The following is a 16,809-nucleotide window of genomic DNA, read 5'->3' as shown; positions in this document are numbered from 1 at the left end:
GGACGAGCGCGGCGGTGATCGACCTCAGCGAAATCAGGCACCGCGGCCTCGGCGCACCGACGACCGCCAGGCCCCACGAAACTTCGGCCCGACCATTCCTGACGAGGTCGAGGCCAAGCAGCTGGCCCACGATGTGCGCGCCGAATTACTCAGCCTGGACAAGAACACCGCCGACACGGTGGCCCGGCATCTGGTCGTCGCGGGCAACCTGCTCGACGAGGACCCGGAGGCCGCGCTGGAGCACGCCAAGGCAGCCAAGAGCCGCGCGGCCCGCATCGCCGGAGTTCGCGAAGCGCTCGGCATCGCCGCCTATCACTGCGGAGACTGGGCGCTGGCATTGTCCGAGCTGCGCGCGGCCAAGCGCATGGGCACGCGGTCGCCGCTGCTGGCGCTGATCGCCGATTGCGAACGGGGAGTCGGTCGACCCGAACGCGCCATCGAGCTCGCCCGCGGCGATGAGGCCAAGGCGCTCACCGGCGATGCCGCCGACGAACTGCGCATCGTCACCGCCGGCGCGCGCGCCGATATGGGACAGCTCGATCAAGCGTTGGCGGTGCTGTCCACGCCTGCACCCGATCCGAAGCGTGTCGGTGTGGTCGCGGCGCGGCTGTTCTACGCCTACGCCGACATCCTCCTGGCTTTGGATCGCAAACCCGAAGCGGTGCAATGGTTCCTACACGCCGCCAATGCCGATGTCGAAGGCCTGACCGACGCCGAGGATCGGGCTGCCGAACTTGCCTGACACACTCGCCGGCGCCCACGACTGCCTGCTCCTGGACCTCGACGGCACGGTGTTCCGGGGTGCCGAACCCACCCCGAACGCCATCGCGGCGTTGTCGGCGGCCAGCGGCGTTCGGCAGCTCTACGTCACCAACAATGCGAGCCGGTCCGCACCCGAGGTGGCAGAACACCTGACCTCCCTGGGATTCGCCGCCACGCCCGGTGACGTTGTCACCAGCGCACAGAGTGCGGCGAGACTGCTCGCCGAGGCGCTCGAACGCGAGGATGCGGTACTCGTGGTCGGCACCGAGGCGCTGGCCGCCGAGGTGGCCGCCGTCGGCCTCACCCCAGTGCGCAGCTTCGACAAGGCCCCCCGCGCTGTGGTGCAGGGGCATTCGCCGGACACCTGTTGGACCACCCTTGCCGAGGCCGCACTCGCCATCCGGGCGGGCGCCTACTGGGTGGCGGCCAATGTGGACGCCACCCTGCCCACCGAGCGCGGCTTGCTGCCCGGAAACGGGTCCATGGTCGCCGCGCTGCGCACCGCCACCGATGCCGATCCCGTCGTGGCCGGCAAACCGGGACGGGCGCTTATCGAGGATGCGTTGGCACGCGGCAACTTCACGCGACCTCTCGTTGTCGGGGACCGGCTCGATACCGACATCTCCGGAGCCAATGCCGCGGGCCTGCCCAGTCTCATGGTGCTCACCGGCGTGAACAGCGCCATCGACGCGATCTGGGCCGACACCGCGCATCGACCGACGTTCCTGGGGACCGATCTGGCGGCATTGCACCTGCCGCAGTCGGAGGTGCGTATCGAACCGAAGCCGTCGTGGCGGGTAACCGTTGATGCCGACCAGGTGTCGATCGGCGCCATCGACGACACAGGGTCGCCCTTGTCGCTGGCCCAGGCCCTGGCGGCCGCGGTGTGGGCGACGGACTCCGCACCGGCCATCAGGCCCATCGTGCCCGCTGATGACCTGGCAGAACGAGTCTTGCAGCAGCTTTCTGCCGGATAGTGTGTCGCCGCCCCTGCCACTCCGGGGAGATCCACTAGCCTTGAGCGCGATGACCACCCCGAACGATGTTGCCCGCCAGGCTGGTGGACCTGACCCCGATGAGGTCCGGTCCCAGGTCCAGGCGCTGCTGGGTCGGCTCGACCCACCCGCCGGCTTCGGCGAATCCGAGGCCGAACTGGATCTCGAGACTCAAGCCCAGGTCCTGGAGCAGGCACATGATGTGTTGGTCCGAGCACTGGAATCCGCGGAGCAGGGATAGCCATGGCCCGGCACGCCAGGGTCGACGCCGAGTTGGTGCGCCGAGGGCTCGCACGTTCGCGTCAGCAAGCAGCTGAACTGATCGACGCGGGCCGGGTGCGTATCGACGGTATTCCGGCCGCCAAAGCCGCGACAGCCGTGCCGGCGACGGCATCCCTTGTGGTGCAGGGGGAGCCCGTGGACAAGTGGGTCTCGCGCGGCGCTCACAAACTTCTCGGTGCGCTTGACGCCTTTGGCCCACAGGGGCTTTCCGTCGAAGGCAAGCGCTGTCTGGATGCCGGGGCATCGACGGGCGGGTTTACCGAGGTACTCCTGCGTTCGGGCGCACGCGAGGTGGTGGCCGCCGATGTCGGGTACGGACAACTGGCCTGGTCCCTGCAGTCCGACGACCGGGTCACGGTTCTCGATCGGACCAATGTGCGCACCCTGACACCCGAACTCATCGGCGGATCAGCACAACTGATCGTGGCCGACCTCTCCTTCATATCGCTCGCTTTGGTGCTTGACGCGCTGATCGCCTGTGCCGCAACCGATGCCGATATCGTACCGATGGTCAAGCCCCAGTTCGAGGTGGGTAAGGAGCTTGTCGGCGCCGGAGGAGTAGTGCGTGATCCGCAGCTGCGCACCGATGCTGTGGTATCGGTTGCCCGCCGCGCGCAGACGCAGGGTTGGCACACCGCGGGAGTGACGGCCAGCCCACTGCCGGGGCCGTCTGGAAACGTCGAGTACTTCCTCTGGCTACGGAAAACAGATTCCGGCCTGGATGTTGAGGCAGCCGTTGCCGAAGCTATTACGAAGGGGCCGCAGTGATGACCCGCTTGGGCGAAGAACGTCAGACTCAGGTGACCGAACGCAAGATCTTGCTTGTCGCTCACACGGGCCGTGCTGAGGTCATCGAAACCGCCCGCCGTGTCGCGAAAACACTGGGGGAGAACGGCATCACGCTGCGGGTGCTCTCCGCGGAGGCCATCGATCGCGGACCGGTGCACCTGGACCCGACCGAGTTTCGCTCCCTCGGTGTGGGCGTCGAGGTTGTCGACGCCGATCAGGATGCCGCCACCGGCTGTGAGTTGGTGTTGGTACTGGGCGGAGACGGCACCTTCCTCCGGGCCGCCGACCTCGCACGCAGCGCCACCGCACCCGTACTCGGGGTCAACCTGGGCCGCATCGGTTTTCTCGCCGAGGTGGAGGCCGAAGCGATCGACGCCGTTCTCACCCATGTGGTGGAGGGCACCTACCGCGTCGAGACCCGCATGACACTGGATGTTCTGGTCCGTATCGGCGGTGACGTGGTCGAACGCGGCTGGGCACTCAACGAGGTGAGCATCGAAAAGGGTCCCCGACTTGGCGTGCTCGGCGTGGTACTGGAGGTGGACGCCCGTCCGGTGTCGGCATTCGGGTGCGATGGCGTTCTCGTCTCGACCCCGACGGGATCCACCGCCTACGCATTCTCGGCGGGTGGACCGGTTGTCTGGCCCGACCTGGACGCGATCCTCGTGGTGCCCAATAACGCTCACGCATTGTTCGCGCGGCCGATGGTGACCAGCCCCGCCTCTACCGTGGCCGTCGAGATCGAGGCCGACGGGCATGACGCGCTGCTCTTCTGTGACGGCCGTCGCGAGATCCGGGTTCCGCCGGGCGGGCGGGTCGAGGTGGTGCGCGGCCATCAGCCGGTGCTGTGGGCGCGCTTGGACAGCAAGCCGTTCGCGGACCGGGTCGTGCGTAAGTTCCACCTGCCCGTCAAGGGCTGGCGGGGAAGGTAGTCGTGCTCACCGAGATTCGCATCGAGTCCCTCGGCGCCATCCCCGCCGCCACCGCGGAGTTCGACAGCGGGCTGACCGTGCTGACCGGCGAAACCGGAGCCGGTAAGACCATGGTGGTCACCAGTCTGCATCTGCTCGGCGGGGCGCGCGCCGACGCCAACCGGGTGCGGGCGGGTGCCGACCGCGCCGTGGTCGAGGGCCGATTCCTCACGACCGATCCGCTGGGCGCCGAGCCCGCCGACGTCACGGAGGTATTGGATTCCTCGGGGGCACAACGGGACGACGACGGCAGCGTGATCGCCGCGCGCTCGGTGACGTCCGATGGCCGCTCGCGCGCGTACCTGGGCGGGCGCAGCGTGCCCGCCAAATCGCTGGCCAGCTTCACCGCGGGTCTGCTCACGGTGCACGGCCAGAACGACCAGCTGCGCCTGATGCGCCCCGAGCAGCAGCTCGCCGCATTGGACAGATTCGCCTCGGAAGGCCCGGCCAGCATCGAGGCGCTACTGACCACCTACCGCAAGCTGCGCGAGGAATGGCTCACCGCGCGGCGCGACCTCATCGACCGCACCAACCGGGTGCGTGAGCTCGCGCAGGAAGCCGATCGACTCGGATTCGCGCTCAACGAGATCGATGCCGTCGACCCCAAACCGGGGGAGGACGACCAGCTCGCCGCCGATATCCATCGCCTGTCGGAACTCGACGCGCTGCGCGATGCGGCGGCCTCCGCACGCGGCGCGCTGGCAGGCTCGGATTCCCATGGCGAGGCCGACGATTCCCAGTCGGCGATCGATCGCATCGCGAAGGCCAAGGTCCTGCTGGAAGCCACCGATGACGCCGCGCTGCGAGCCCTGGCACCACAATTGGCCGAGGCACTCGCGGTGGTTGGTGACGTCTCCCGTGAGCTGACCGCGTTTACGGACGAATTGCCGAGCGACGCCAGCACGCTCGAGGAGAAGCTGGCACGTCAGGGACAGCTGCGCACGCTGACACGCAAGTATGCTGCCAACCTCAATGGGGTGATCGCATGGGCGCAGGAGGCGCGCGGCAGACTGGCCGAGGTCGACACCCCCGAAGAAACACTCCATGCCCTCTCTGCCCGCGTGGATCGACTCGCCGGCGAACTGGCTACCGCCGCAACTGGTCTGACCAAGGCGCGTACCAAGGCCGCCAAGGCGCTGGGTAAAGCCGTCACCGCCGAGCTGGCGGGCCTGGCGATGGACCGAGCCGCGTTCACCATCGCAGTGGAACCCATTGCGGTCCGGACCGATGATGTGGCGCCCTTGACACTGCCGTCCGGGCAGACCGTGCACGCGGGATCGGCGGGTGCCGACGCCGTCGAATTCGGATTCGCCGCCCATCGCGACAACCCGATGCTGCCGCTGGCCAAGAGCGCATCCGGAGGTGAGCTCTCGCGCGTGATGCTGGCCCTCGAGGTGGTGCTTGCGGCCTCGACTGCCGGGACCACCATGGTGTTCGACGAAGTCGATGCGGGTGTGGGCGGCCGAGCCGCCGTGCAGATCGGCCGGCGGTTGGCCAAGTTGGCGCATACCCACCAGGTGATCGTCGTGACGCACTTGCCCCAGGTCGCGGCGTTCGCCGATATCCACCTCACTGTTGACCGGGTGAGCAGTAAGGGCAGCGGTGTCCGCCGTCTGGATGACGAGGATCGGGTCGCCGAACTGGCCCGGATGCTCGCCGGGCTCGGCGACTCCGACACCGGCCGGGCGCACGCCCGTGAGCTGCTCGATGCCGCCCGCTCCGAGCGAGGCTGAGTTCCCTTCCACGAGCTGGGGTACCTCCCGCTTGCGGGGCACGCTTGTGGCATGAAAACCCATGTGACCTGCGCGGTATGCGCCCATTCGGCCCTGAAACCAGGGGTGCTGGAGTGACCAATGTGACAGGTGTTACGGCGCGCCTCCACTGCCTGAGCAGCCCCGCGGGCGATCATCAGTTGTATGAACTTGACCACGATGCTCACTCGAAGCAGCAGCTCCCGGCCTGGCATCGTCGGAACAGTGCGGACCGACAGGGACATCAACCGGCTGCTGCAACGCCTCAACCCGGGTGATATTGCCGTTATCGACATCCTGGATCTGGATCGCATCACGGCAGACGCTCTTGTTGACGCGCGCGTCAGCGCTGTGGTCAACGTCTCACCGTCGATCTCCGGCCGCTACCCGAATCTGGGGCCCGAGGTGCTCGTCGCGAACGGCATCATTCTCATCGACAGCATCGGACCCGAGGTCTTCAAAAAGGTCAAGGATGGCTCCACGGTTCGGGTGCACAATGGTGGCATCTACAACGGTGACCGCCGCCTCATCGCCGGGACACCGCGCACCGATGCGGACGTGCACGACCTGATGACCGAGGCCAAGACCGGATTGGTCGCGCACCTGGAGGCGTTCTCCGGCAACACCATCGAGTTCATCCGCAGCGAGAGCCCGCTGCTGATCGACGGGATCGGTATCCCGGACGTCGACATCGACCTGCGCAACCGCCATGTCATCGTCGTGTCTGACGGCGTCGGTGCCGCCCACGACCTGAAGAACCTCAAGCCGTTCATCAAGGAGTATCAACCGGTTCTCATCGGAGTCGGGACCGGCGCCGACATCCTGCGTAAGGCCGGCTACCGGCCGCTCATCGTGGTGGGCGACCCGCTGCTGATGAGTAACGATGTCTTGAAATCCGGTGCGCAGGTAGTTCTTCCCGCCGACGCCGATGGGCACGCCGCCGGGCTCGAACGCATCCAGGACCTGGGAGTCGGGGCCGTGACCTTCCCGGCGGCGGGTTCGGCCGCGGACCTGGCACTGCTGCTGGCCGATCACCACGGTGCATCGTTGATCGTCACGGTGGGCCACACCGCATCCATCGAGGAGTTCTTCGATCGTGAACGCCAGCAGTCCAATCCGTCGACTTTCCTGACCCGGCTCAAGGTGGGCGCCAAGCTCGTCGACTCCAAAGCCGTTGCGACGCTGTACCGCAACCGGTTCTCCGGTGGGGCCATCGCCTTGTTGATCCTGGCGGTGTTGGTGGCCGTGATCACGATGCTGTGGGTCACCAGTGCGGGCGACAGCGCGGCCGAGTGGCTGCTCGCCTATTGGAACCGGATGACGGTCTGGGTGCAGAACCTAGTCAGCTGAGCTACTCGTGATTACTCTGCGTCAGCACGCAATATCCCTCGCTGCCGTCTTCCTCGCCCTGGCAGTGGGCGTCGTACTCGGCTCCGGCCTGCTCAACGACACGCTCCTCTCGGGCCTGCGCGACGACAAGCGCACCCAGCAACGGCAGATCGAAGATCTCAACCAGGACAAGAATGCCTTGAGTGAGAAGCTCAACGCCGCAAGCAATTTCGATGCCACCATGGCGCCCCGAATGGTCAAGGATGCCCTGGGTGATCGAAAGGTGGTGCTGTTCACCACCCCGGAGGCAGACCGTTCCGATGTCGACGGCATCGCTCAACTGATCTCCACCGCCGGCGGGTCGGTATCGGGCCGGGTCGGGCTGACCGACCAGTTCACCGACGCCAATCAGGGTGAACGGCTGCGCACCATCGTGAACTCGTCGATCCTGCCCGCCGGGACGCAGCTGCGCACCGATGCCGTAGACCAGGGATCGCAGGCGGGTGACCTCGTGGGCATCGTGTTGCAGATTGCCCCGCACAAACCAGAAGAGCAGGCACCGCCGGTGACCGACGAGCAGCGTGACATCGCACTGTCGGCGCTGCGTCAGAGCGGATTCATCACCTACACCGACGGACAGGTGTCGGCGGGAAATCTCGCGGTGATCGTGACCGGTGGAGCGTTGCCCGACGACGCCGGGAACAAGGGATCCAGCGTGGCGCGATTCGCTGCCGCACTGGATCGGCGCGGCTCGGGCACCGTGCTCGTCGGACGCAGCGGATCGGCCAACGGCATCGCGTCGATCGCGGTGACCCGTGCCGATGGTTCCATGGCCTCGGCGGCGAGCACCGTCGACGATATTGAGATGGCCTCGGGACGCATCACCACCATCCTGGCGCTGCGCGAACAGTCCGACGGCCACTCGGGCAGGTACGGGCTTGGTCCCGGAGCTACCTCCATCACGGTGCCCTAGGTGGGCCATAAAAGCCATAAAAACGGGATCTAGCCCACACCGCACGGCGTGTTCGGTGCCTGTTGTCGCCCTGTTTGTTAGGGTGAGGTTCCGTGGGTCAGCAGGGCCCCGATCCAGTCAGAATTGCCCTGCGCAGTCGTCACGGGAGCCTTCTTGCCAGGTCTACGCAAGCATCCTCAATCCGCCACCAGGCACCTCTTCGTCAGCGGCGGAGTCGCCTCCTCGCTGGGCAAGGGACTGACCGCCTCAAGCCTCGGGCAACTTCTCACGTCACGCGGTTTGCACGTGACCATGCAGAAGCTCGATCCATACCTCAATGTGGATCCGGGCACTATGAACCCGTTCCAGCACGGTGAGGTCTTCGTGACCGAGGATGGCGCCGAGACCGATCTGGACGTCGGGCATTACGAGCGCTTCCTGGATCGCGACCTGTCGGGTTCGGCGAATGTCACGACGGGGCAGGTCTATTCGACCGTGATCGCCAAAGAGCGACGTGGTGAGTACCTCGGTGACACCGTGCAGGTAATCCCGCATATCACTGACGAGATCAAGAGCCGCATCCTCGCGATGGCCGAGCCCGATGCCAACGGCAAGCGGCCCGACGTGGTCATCACCGAGATTGGCGGCACCGTCGGCGATATCGAATCGCAGCCGTTCCTGGAGGCAGCGCGCCAGATCCGGCATGACGTCGGCCGTGACAACGTCTTCTTTCTGCACGTCTCTCTGGTGCCGTATCTGAAGCCGTCCGGTGAGCTCAAGACCAAGCCGACGCAACACTCGGTCGCCGCGCTGCGCAGCATCGGCATCACCCCTGATGCGCTGATCCTGCGTTGCGATCGGGAGGTGCCCGAGCCGCTCAAGAACAAGATCGCGCTCATGTGCGACGTGGACGTCGACGGTGTCATCTCCACACCGGACGCCCCGTCCATCTACGACATCCCGAAGGTGCTGCATCGCGAAGAGCTCGACGCGTACGTGGTGCGCCGGCTCAATCTGCCCTTCCGTGATGTTGATTGGACAGAGTGGGGCGATCTGTTGCAGCGCGTGCACGAGCCCAGCGAGTCAGTGCGAATCGCCTTGGTGGGCAAGTACATCGACCTGCCTGATGCCTATCTATCGGTCACCGAGGCGCTGCGTGCCGGCGGGTTCCGGCACCGCACAAAGGTGGACATCAAGTGGGTGCCCTCGGACGACTGTGAGACCGAGGCCGGCGCGCAGTCCGCGCTCGGTGATGTCGACGGGGTGCTGATCCCCGGTGGTTTCGGCATCCGGGGCATCGAAGGCAAGCTCGGCGCTATCGGCTACGCACGTAAGCGGCGCATCCCGATGCTCGGCCTGTGTCTGGGATTGCAGTGCATGGTGATCGAGGCGGCGCGCTCGGCGGGTCTCGCCGATGCCAACTCCGCAGAATTCGACCCGAAGACTCCGAGCCCGGTGATCGCCACGATGGCCGATCAGGTGCGGGCGGTCGCCGGTGAGGCAGACCTGGGCGGAACGATGCGCCTCGGCGCCTATCCAGCTGTTCTGGAAGCCGACTCCATTGTTGCCGAGGCGTACGGAACGACCGAAGTCTCCGAACGGCACCGGCATCGGTATGAGGTGAACAACCCCTACCGGGACAAGATCGCCGAGAGCGGCCTGCGGTTCTCCGGGACATCGCCCGACGGGCACCTGGTGGAGTTCGTCGAGTATCCGAGGGATGTGCACCCCTTCGCGGTGGCCACCCAGGCCCACCCGGAGCTCAAGAGCCGCCCCACCCGTCCACACCCGCTGTTCGTCGCATTTATCCGTGCGGCGATGGAATACAAAGCGGCCGAACGCCTTCCGCTGGATCCTGATAGTGAGTAGTGGGGCTCCCGGGGAGGGAGAACGCCATGAGTTCCTCACCCTGGAGTCCGAGCCCGTGTACATGGGCGGCATTCTGGCGTTGCGCCGCGATCGTGTCGCGATGCCCGGCGGCGGCAGCGCGATCCGCGAGGTAGTCGAGCATTACGGGGCGGTGGCTGTCGCCGCCGTCGACGAGGTCGGACGGGTCGCGCTGGTGCATCAGTACCGCCATCCGCTCGGACACCGGCTCTGGGAACTGCCCGCCGGACTGCTGGACATCGCGGGGGAGGACACTCAACTGGCCGCCGCACGCGAGCTGCGGGAGGAGGCCGGCATCGAGGCGACCACCTGGCGGGTACTCGTGGATGCCGCCGCCTCACCCGGGTTCACCGATGAGGTGGTCAGGGTGTTTCTGGCTACCGGGCTCTCGCATCCGGGCCGCGGCGAAAGCCATGACGAAGAGGCCGACATGACGGTGCATTGGGTGCCGCTGCCCGAGGCCGTATCGATGGTGCTTGCCGGTGAGATCGTGAATGCCATTGCCGCGGCTGGCATTCTGGCCGCGCACGTGGCGCTCGCCGGCCACCACACCCGCGACTCAGATGCACCCTGGCCGGACCGGCCGACAACCTTTGCGAAACGCAAGGAACGTAGTTGAACCGCGCACTTGCCGCCGGCTCCTCGCCCAAGGGGCTCATCGCCGGGCTCCTAGACGGTGAGATCCAGGCCTATTTGGATCACCTCGACGTGGAACGTGGTGTCGCCGCCAACACACTGAGCTCGTACCGTCGCGACCTGCGCCGCTATCTGCAGTATCTCGCCGACCGCAAGATCGGCCGCCTCGCCGACGTGTCCGAACCCGATGTGAGCGATTTTGTGGTCACGCTGCGCCGGGGCGACCCCGACAATGGCGTGCCCGAGCTGTCCGCGTCCTCGGCCGCCCGTGCGCTGATCGCCGTGCGCGGACTGCACCGGTTCGCAGCCATCGAAGGGCTGGCCCCGACCGATGTCGCTCGCGCCGTCAAGCCGCCAACCCCCAATCGGCGGCTACCCAAGAGCCTGACGATAGATCAAGTAGAGGCCCTATTGGCCGCCGCCGGCGGAGGTGCCACGGACGGCCCGCTCGATCTTCGTAACCGCGCGCTCCTGGAATTGCTGTATTCGACCGGGGCACGCATTTCCGAGGCCGTGGGGCTCGATGTCGACGATATCGACGTCCAGGCCCGCTCGGCCTTGCTCTGGGGCAAGGGCGGCAAGCAGCGGCTGGTGCCCGTGGGGCGGCCCGCGGTGGAAGCACTCCAGGCCTATCTCGTACGCGGCCGTCCGGATCTGGCACGACGAGGACGCGGCGGTGTTCCCGCACTGTTCCTGAACTCGCGGGGTGGGCGCTTGTCTCGTCAAAGCGCCTGGCAGGTGCTCGCCGACGCCGCCGAACGCGCCAAGATAAGTGCTGCGGTGTCCCCGCACACCCTGCGGCATTCGTTTGCAACGCACCTCTTGGAAGGTGGTGCCGATGTTCGCGTCGTGCAGGAATTACTCGGCCACGCCTCGGTGACGACGACACAGATTTACACGCTGGTCACCGTCAGTTCGCTGCGCGAAGTGTGGGCTGGTGCGCATCCCCGGGCCCGTTAGTAGTCGCCACATGCGCGGGTTGCCGCTACCGAGAGCCGCAACCCCACTAGACTTGCCCGAATGCCTTCGATGAGCCGGGTGCGCGAAGAGGGTCAAGCAGATGACCGGGAGGTGACGTGACGGACGGCAGTCTCGACGCTGACTTCCCCGCCGACGACGGCGACCTTGACCTCACCGGTCGTCCTCACAAAGACATTCCCGAACCAAAGCCGCTGACGGGCCATGGGCCGGCCAAGGTCATCGCGATGTGCAACCAGAAGGGCGGGGTGGGTAAGACCACCTCGACCATCAATCTGGGTGCCGCGCTGGCTGGGTACGGCCGACGGGTGCTGCTCGTCGACCTGGACCCGCAGGGCGCTTTGTCGGCCGGCCTGGGAATCGCCCACCACGAACTCGAAACCACGGTGCACAACCTGCTGGTCGAGCCCCGCGTGTCGGTGGACGAGGTCCTCATGCGCACTCGCGTCGAGGGGCTCGACCTGATTCCCAGCAACATCGACCTGTCTGCGGCCGAGATTCAGCTGGTCAACGAGGTGGGCCGGGAACACTCGCTGGCCCGCGCGCTGCACCCGGTACTCGACCGCTACGACTACGTGCTCATCGACTGCCAGCCGTCGCTGGGTCTGCTGACCGTGAACGCGTTGGCGTGCTCCGAGGGCGTCGTCATCCCGATGGAATGCGCGTTCTTCTCGCTGCGCGGGCTGGCGTTGCTCACCGACACCGTGGCCAAGGTGCGCGACCGGCTCAACCCGAAACTGTCGGTGTCCGGAATCGTCATCACCATGTTCGACGCCCGCACTCTGCACGCGCGTGAGGTGATGGCCCGGGTCATCGAGGTATTCGGCGACCAGGTCTTCCACACCGTCATCACCCGCACGGTCCGCTTCCCGGAAACCAGCGTGGCGGGGGAGCCCATCACGACGTGGGCACCCAAATCCTCCGGCGCCCAGGCGTACATCTCGTTGGCTCGCGAGGTAATCGACCGGTTCGAATCGTGACGGTTGAGGTACCGGAAGCGCTGACTATGTCTGATCCAGTCGCGACTTCTACGGAGCCCTCAGTTCTCGACTCCGCTGCGCCGGAACCGGAACCGAAGGCCGCCGATACGCACGGCTTCCGGATTCATCTCACAAACTTTGAGGGGCCGTTCGACCTTCTGCTGCAACTAATTTCGCAGCATCGGCTCGACGTCACCGAGGTTGCGTTACACCAGGTGACCGACGAGTTCATCGCCTACACCAAGACGTTGGGCGATACCTACAGCCTTGACGAGGTCACCGCCTTCTTGGTCGTCGCGGCCACCCTGCTGGATCTGAAGGCGGCGCGATTGCTGCCTTCGGGCCAGGTGGATGACTCCGACGATCTGGCCCTGCTGGAAATCCGTGACCTGCTGTTCGCACGGCTGCTGCAGTACCGGGCGTTCAAGCATGTGGCAGAGATGTTCGCCGAACTGGAGGCCGCCGCGCTGCGCTCGTACCCGCGCGCGGTGGCGTTGGAGGAGCGGTTCAGCGAGCTGCTGCCGCCGGTCCACCTGGGGCTTGATGGGGAGCAATTCGCCCAGCTTGCCGCCGGTGCGTTCACCCCCCGGCCGGTGCCGACGGTCGGTCTGAGCCATCTACACATTCCCCGGGTTTCGGTGCCTGAACACGCCAAACGGATGGTCGAACTGCTGTCCGCGCGGGGCGCCGGACAGTGGATGACGTTCACCGAGCTGGTCGCCGAATGCTCGGCACCGATCGAGATCGTTGCCCGCTTCCTGGGCGTCCTCGAGCTCTACCGCTCCAAGGCGGTACTATTCGAGCAATCCGAACCGCTTGGACCGCTCCAAGTTTCATGGACCGGTGAGCGCCCGGCGCAGGATGATCTAGAAAAGGCAGTGGACTACGCATGAGTGAGCAGACGATCCCTGTCGAGGGGTCGCAGGAGTCCACTGATCTCGACGCCCCCGTCGACACCGAGATCAGTGCCCTGGAATCCGACTCGGAAGCCTCTGGCGAGGTCGAATCAGGTCCGGACGAATTCGTCCCGATGGCCGATGACGAACTCATCAGCACTCTCGAAGCCCTCTTGCTGGTGGTGGACACACCCATCAGTGCCTCGGCGGTGGCCGCGGTCGTCGCGCAGCCACTGGACCGCGTAGCCGAAGCGCTGCAACGGATTTCCGAGATCCTGACCGATCGCGCCAGCGGAATCGACCTTCGGGAGACCGTGGACGGCTGGCGTATGTACACGCGTGCCCAGTACGCCCCCTACGTCGAGAAGCTGCTGCTGGACGGTGCACGTTCCAAGCTGACCCGTGCCGCACTCGAGACCCTTGCCGTAGTGGCCTACCGACAGCCGGTGACCAGATCTCGTGTCAGTGCCGTCCGCGGCGTGAACGTCGATGCCGTGATGCGGACGCTGCTGATGCGCGGGTTGATCGCCGAATCAGGCACCGATGATGAGTCCGGCGCGGTGATGTTCCGCACCACCGAGCTGTTCCTGGAGCGGCTCGGGCTGACCTCATTGACGGACCTTCCCGATATCGCACCGCTTCTTCCCGATATCGACGTGATCGACGACCTATCCGAAAACCTCGGCGACGAGCCGCGGTTCGCGCGGCTCGACCGGACGCCCGCTGACGGTGCCGGATCCGGTGCCGCACCCGCCTTTACTGTTGATCAGGACTGAAATGAGCGAAGAAGGAATTCGACTCCAGAAGGTGTTGTCGCAAGCGGGAATTGCGTCACGCCGGGTAGCCGAGCGGATGATCTACGAGGGTCGCGTCGAAGTGGACGGTCAGATCGTGACCGAACAGGGCAGACGAATCGATCCGGCGGTCAACGTGGTTCGTGTCGACGGCGCACGCGTGATCATGAACTCCGAGCTGGTGTACCTGGCGCTCAACAAGCCCTACGGCATGCTGTCGACCATGTCGGACGACCGGGGTCGCCCCTGCATCGGGAAGCTGATCGAGGAGCGGGTGAGAAGCAATCAGGGCGTCCGCAATGTGGGGCGCCTCGACGCCGAGACCGTCGGGCTGATCCTGCTCACCAATGACGGAGAGCTGACTCACCGGCTCATGCACCCCTCCTACGAGGTGCCCAAGACGTATATCGCCACGGTGGCAGGCACGGTGCCGCGTGGCCTCGGCAGACAGCTGCGTGATGGCGTGGAGCTCGCCGACGGACCCGCGAAGATTGACGATTTCAAGTTCCTCGGCACCGTGGACGGCCAGACCATGATCCAGCTGACCCTGCATGAGGGACGCAATCGCATTGTGCGCCGGATGCTCGACGCCGTGGGCCATCCGGTGTTGGAGCTGGTCCGCACCAAGATCGGCGATGTGGTGCTGGGCAATCAACGTCCCGGGAGCCTGCGTGCTCTGGGCCGCGACGAGATCGGCTCGCTGTACAAGGCGGTGGGCTTGTGACGCGCGTCGTGGTCGCCATCGACGGCCCATCCGGCACCGGAAAATCTTCGGTGGCCAAGGAATTGGCCCGGCAGCTCGGCGCCGCCTATCTGGACACCGGGGCTATGTACCGGATCGTGACGCTCTGGGTACTGCGCGCCGGTATCGACCTCGACGATCCCGCAGCTATCTCCGCTGCCACCGAACAGGTTCCCATGTCGGTGGGGTCTGATCCTGATGCGCAGACAGCTCTGCTTGCGGGAGAAGATGTTTCAACTCCCATCCGGGAAACCGAGGTGACCGGCGCGGTCTCCGCGGTGTCTGCGGTACCCGCAGTACGCGAGCGGCTAGTGCGGCGCCAGCGCGAGCTGGCCGAGGGCAGCGGTGGCGCGGTGGTGGTAGAGGGTCGCGATATCGGTACCGTCGTGCTCCCCGATGCCGACGTGAAGATTTATCTCACCGCATCGGCACAGGCCCGGGCGCAGCGCCGTAATGCGCAGAACGTTTCCGGCGGCGGAGCCGACGAGTACGAGCGCGTGCTCGCCGACGTGCAGCGCCGCGATCATTTGGACTCGACACGAGCGGTGTCGCCATTGCGTCCGGCCGAGGACGCGGTGGAGATCGACACCAGCGATATGACACAGGACCAGGTCGTGGCCCACCTGCTGGACTTGGTGCGAACAAAGGCAGGGGCGTCCCGATGACCGACGGCACATGGGTCGATGAAAGCGATTGGGAACTCGACGAATTCGCCGAATACGAGGCGGCCGAGGAACCGAGTGCCCCGCCTGCGGTGGTGGCGGTGGTCGGCCGCCCCAATGTCGGCAAGTCGACATTGGTGAACCGGATCATCGGGCGGCGCGAAGCGGTTGTCCAAGACATACCCGGGGTGACCAGGGACCGTGTCTCGTATCCCGCTGAATGGATGGATCGCCGATTCACCGTGCAAGACACCGGCGGGTGGGAGGCCGATGCCTCCGGCCTGCAACAGCTCGTAGCAGAACAGGCGCGGCACGCGATGGCGACCGCGGATCTCATCATCCTGGTGGTCGACGCCACGGTGGGTGCAACCTCAACAGACGAAGACGCGGCGAAGCTACTGCGCCGCTCGGGTAAGCCAGTCTTCCTGGCCGCCAACAAGGTTGATAGCGACCGGGCAGAGGCTGACGCGGCAACGCTATGGTCGCTGGGATTGGGCGAGCCCTTTCCCATCAGCGCCATGCACGGGCGTGGGGTCGCGGATCTGCTCGATCGCGTGGTCGCGGACCTGCCTCAGGTGTCCGCACGCGCATCGGGGGAGGGTGGCCCGCGACGGGTGGCTCTCGTCGGAAAACCCAACGTGGGCAAGAGTTCTCTGCTGAACAAACTCTCGGGGGATCAGCGGTCGGTGGTGCACGATACCGCCGGAACGACGGTTGACCCCGTAGACACCTTGATCGAACTCGATGGCAAGACTTGGCGTTTCGTCGATACGGCTGGTCTGCGCCGCAAGGTCGGACAGGCCTCCGGCCATGAGTACTACGCCTCGCTGCGCACCCATGGAGCCATTGAGGCCGCCGAGGTCGCGATCGTGCTCCTGGACGCATCTCAGCCCATCACGGAACAGGACCAGCGAGTGCTGTCCATGGTGGTCGAATCCGGGCGCGCATTGGTACTCGCGTTCAATAAGTGGGATCTGGTGGACGAGGATCGTCACGACCTCCTTGAACGTGAAGTAGACCTTCAGCTTTCGCAGCTCAGCTGGGCGCAGCGGGTGAACATTTCGGCCAAGAGCGGCCGGGCACTTCAGAAATTGGTGCCCGCACTGGAGGCTGCGCTGCGCTCCTGGGATTCGCGAATTTCCACCGGTCAGCTCAATACCTGGATCAAGGAAGTGGTTGCCGCGACGCCACCTCCGGTGCGCGGCGGGAAGCAGCCACGCGTGTTGTTCATCACCCAGGCCACGTCCCGGCCACCCACCTTCGTGCTCTTCACCACCGGATTCCTCGAAGCCGGGTATCGCCGGTTCCTCGAGCGCAGATTGCGCGAAACCTTCGGCTTCGAAGGGACTCCCATCAGGGTGAATGTTCGGATGCGCGAGAAGCGCGGACCCAAACGCTAACTG

General features: G+C 65.9%; 17 protein-coding genes. All 17 read left to right on the top strand.

The genetic code is table 11. The features are described 5' to 3' along the window. Positions 1-94 precede the first annotated feature (94 nt). The 17 genes from B4383_RS11700 to der all read left to right on the top strand — a co-directional run bounded on the left by B4383_RS11700 (position 95) and on the right by der (position 16,806). On the top strand, positions 95-742 hold the full coding sequence (locus B4383_RS11700; protein WP_078292731.1) for a hypothetical protein: 648 nt from the start codon (positions 95-97) through the stop codon (positions 740-742). Then, complete coding sequence (locus B4383_RS11695; RefSeq protein WP_078292654.1) at positions 735-1,739, top strand: HAD-IIA family hydrolase; 1,005 nt, start codon at positions 735-737, stop codon at positions 1,737-1,739. Before B4383_RS11700 ends, B4383_RS11695 begins: the two co-directional genes overlap by 8 nt. A 49-nt stretch (positions 1,740-1,788) precedes the next feature. Further along, the gene (locus B4383_RS11690) at positions 1,789-1,998 is read left to right on the top strand and encodes a hypothetical protein (protein ID WP_078292653.1); all 210 of its coding nucleotides are present in this window, start codon (positions 1,789-1,791) and stop codon (positions 1,996-1,998) included. Positions 1,999-2,000: 2 nt separating this feature from the next. Next, positions 2,001-2,807, top strand: coding sequence for a TlyA family RNA methyltransferase (locus tag B4383_RS11685; RefSeq protein ID WP_078292652.1), 807 nt, complete (start codon positions 2,001-2,003; stop codon positions 2,805-2,807). Beyond that, positions 2,807-3,760, top strand: a complete 954-nt coding sequence (locus B4383_RS11680) for an NAD kinase (RefSeq protein WP_176126697.1) — start codon at positions 2,807-2,809, stop codon at positions 3,758-3,760. The genes B4383_RS11685 and B4383_RS11680 overlap by 1 nt, the downstream gene beginning before the upstream one ends. Positions 3,761-3,762: 2 nt before the next feature. Next, positions 3,763-5,532, top strand: coding sequence for a DNA repair protein RecN (gene recN / locus B4383_RS11675; protein WP_078292651.1), 1,770 nt, complete (start codon positions 3,763-3,765; stop codon positions 5,530-5,532). 183 nt (positions 5,533-5,715) lie between these two features. Next, complete coding sequence (steA, locus tag B4383_RS11670) at positions 5,716-6,900, top strand: putative cytokinetic ring protein SteA (RefSeq protein ID WP_078292650.1); 1,185 nt, start codon at positions 5,716-5,718, stop codon at positions 6,898-6,900. Positions 6,901-6,907: 7 nt separating this feature from the next. Then, positions 6,908-7,852, top strand: coding sequence for a copper transporter (locus tag B4383_RS11665; protein ID WP_078292649.1), 945 nt, complete (start codon positions 6,908-6,910; stop codon positions 7,850-7,852). Positions 7,853-8,005: 153 nt separating this feature from the next. Beyond that, a complete protein-coding gene (locus B4383_RS11660; RefSeq protein WP_078293950.1) occupies positions 8,006-9,700 on the top strand; it encodes a CTP synthase in 1,695 nt (564 codons plus the stop codon). Beyond that, entirely contained in the window at positions 9,693-10,337 is a 645-nt protein-coding gene (locus B4383_RS11655) for an NUDIX hydrolase (RefSeq protein ID WP_078293948.1), read from the top strand. Before B4383_RS11660 ends, B4383_RS11655 begins: the two co-directional genes overlap by 8 nt. Positions 10,338-10,375: 38 nt before the next feature. After that, entirely contained in the window at positions 10,376-11,314 is a 939-nt protein-coding gene (gene xerD / locus B4383_RS11650) for a site-specific tyrosine recombinase XerD (protein ID WP_078293956.1), read from the top strand. Positions 11,315-11,430: 116 nt separating this feature from the next. Next, positions 11,431-12,312, top strand: a complete 882-nt coding sequence (locus tag B4383_RS11645; RefSeq protein WP_078293946.1) for a ParA family protein — start codon at positions 11,431-11,433, stop codon at positions 12,310-12,312. 26 nt (positions 12,313-12,338) lie between these two features. Next, the gene (locus B4383_RS11640; protein ID WP_139360710.1) at positions 12,339-13,205 is read left to right on the top strand and encodes a segregation/condensation protein A; all 867 of its coding nucleotides are present in this window, start codon (positions 12,339-12,341) and stop codon (positions 13,203-13,205) included. Further along, entirely contained in the window at positions 13,202-13,984 is a 783-nt protein-coding gene (scpB, locus tag B4383_RS11635) for an SMC-Scp complex subunit ScpB (RefSeq protein ID WP_078293942.1), read from the top strand. Before B4383_RS11640 ends, scpB begins: the two co-directional genes overlap by 4 nt. A gap of 1 nt (position 13,985) precedes the next feature. Continuing rightward, positions 13,986-14,726: a pseudouridine synthase gene (locus B4383_RS11630; protein WP_078293940.1), complete on the top strand. Its 741-nt coding sequence runs from the start codon at positions 13,986-13,988 to the stop codon at positions 14,724-14,726. 8 nt (positions 14,727-14,734) lie between these two features. After that, positions 14,735-15,409, top strand: a complete 675-nt coding sequence (gene cmk / locus B4383_RS11625) for a (d)CMP kinase (RefSeq protein ID WP_078293954.1) — start codon at positions 14,735-14,737, stop codon at positions 15,407-15,409. Beyond that, positions 15,406-16,806 (top strand): ribosome biogenesis GTPase Der, encoded by a 1,401-nt coding sequence (gene der / locus B4383_RS11620; protein WP_078293938.1) that lies wholly within the window; start codon positions 15,406-15,408, stop codon positions 16,804-16,806. The genes cmk and der overlap by 4 nt, the downstream gene beginning before the upstream one ends. Positions 16,807-16,809: the final 3 nt, after the last annotated feature.

It is taken from the genome of Mycobacterium sp. D16R24 (assembly GCF_002013385.1).
In the GTDB taxonomy this organism is placed as follows: Bacteria; Actinomycetota; Actinomycetes; order Mycobacteriales; family Mycobacteriaceae; genus Mycobacterium.
This window is presented reverse-complemented; position numbering and strand designations above follow the sequence as displayed.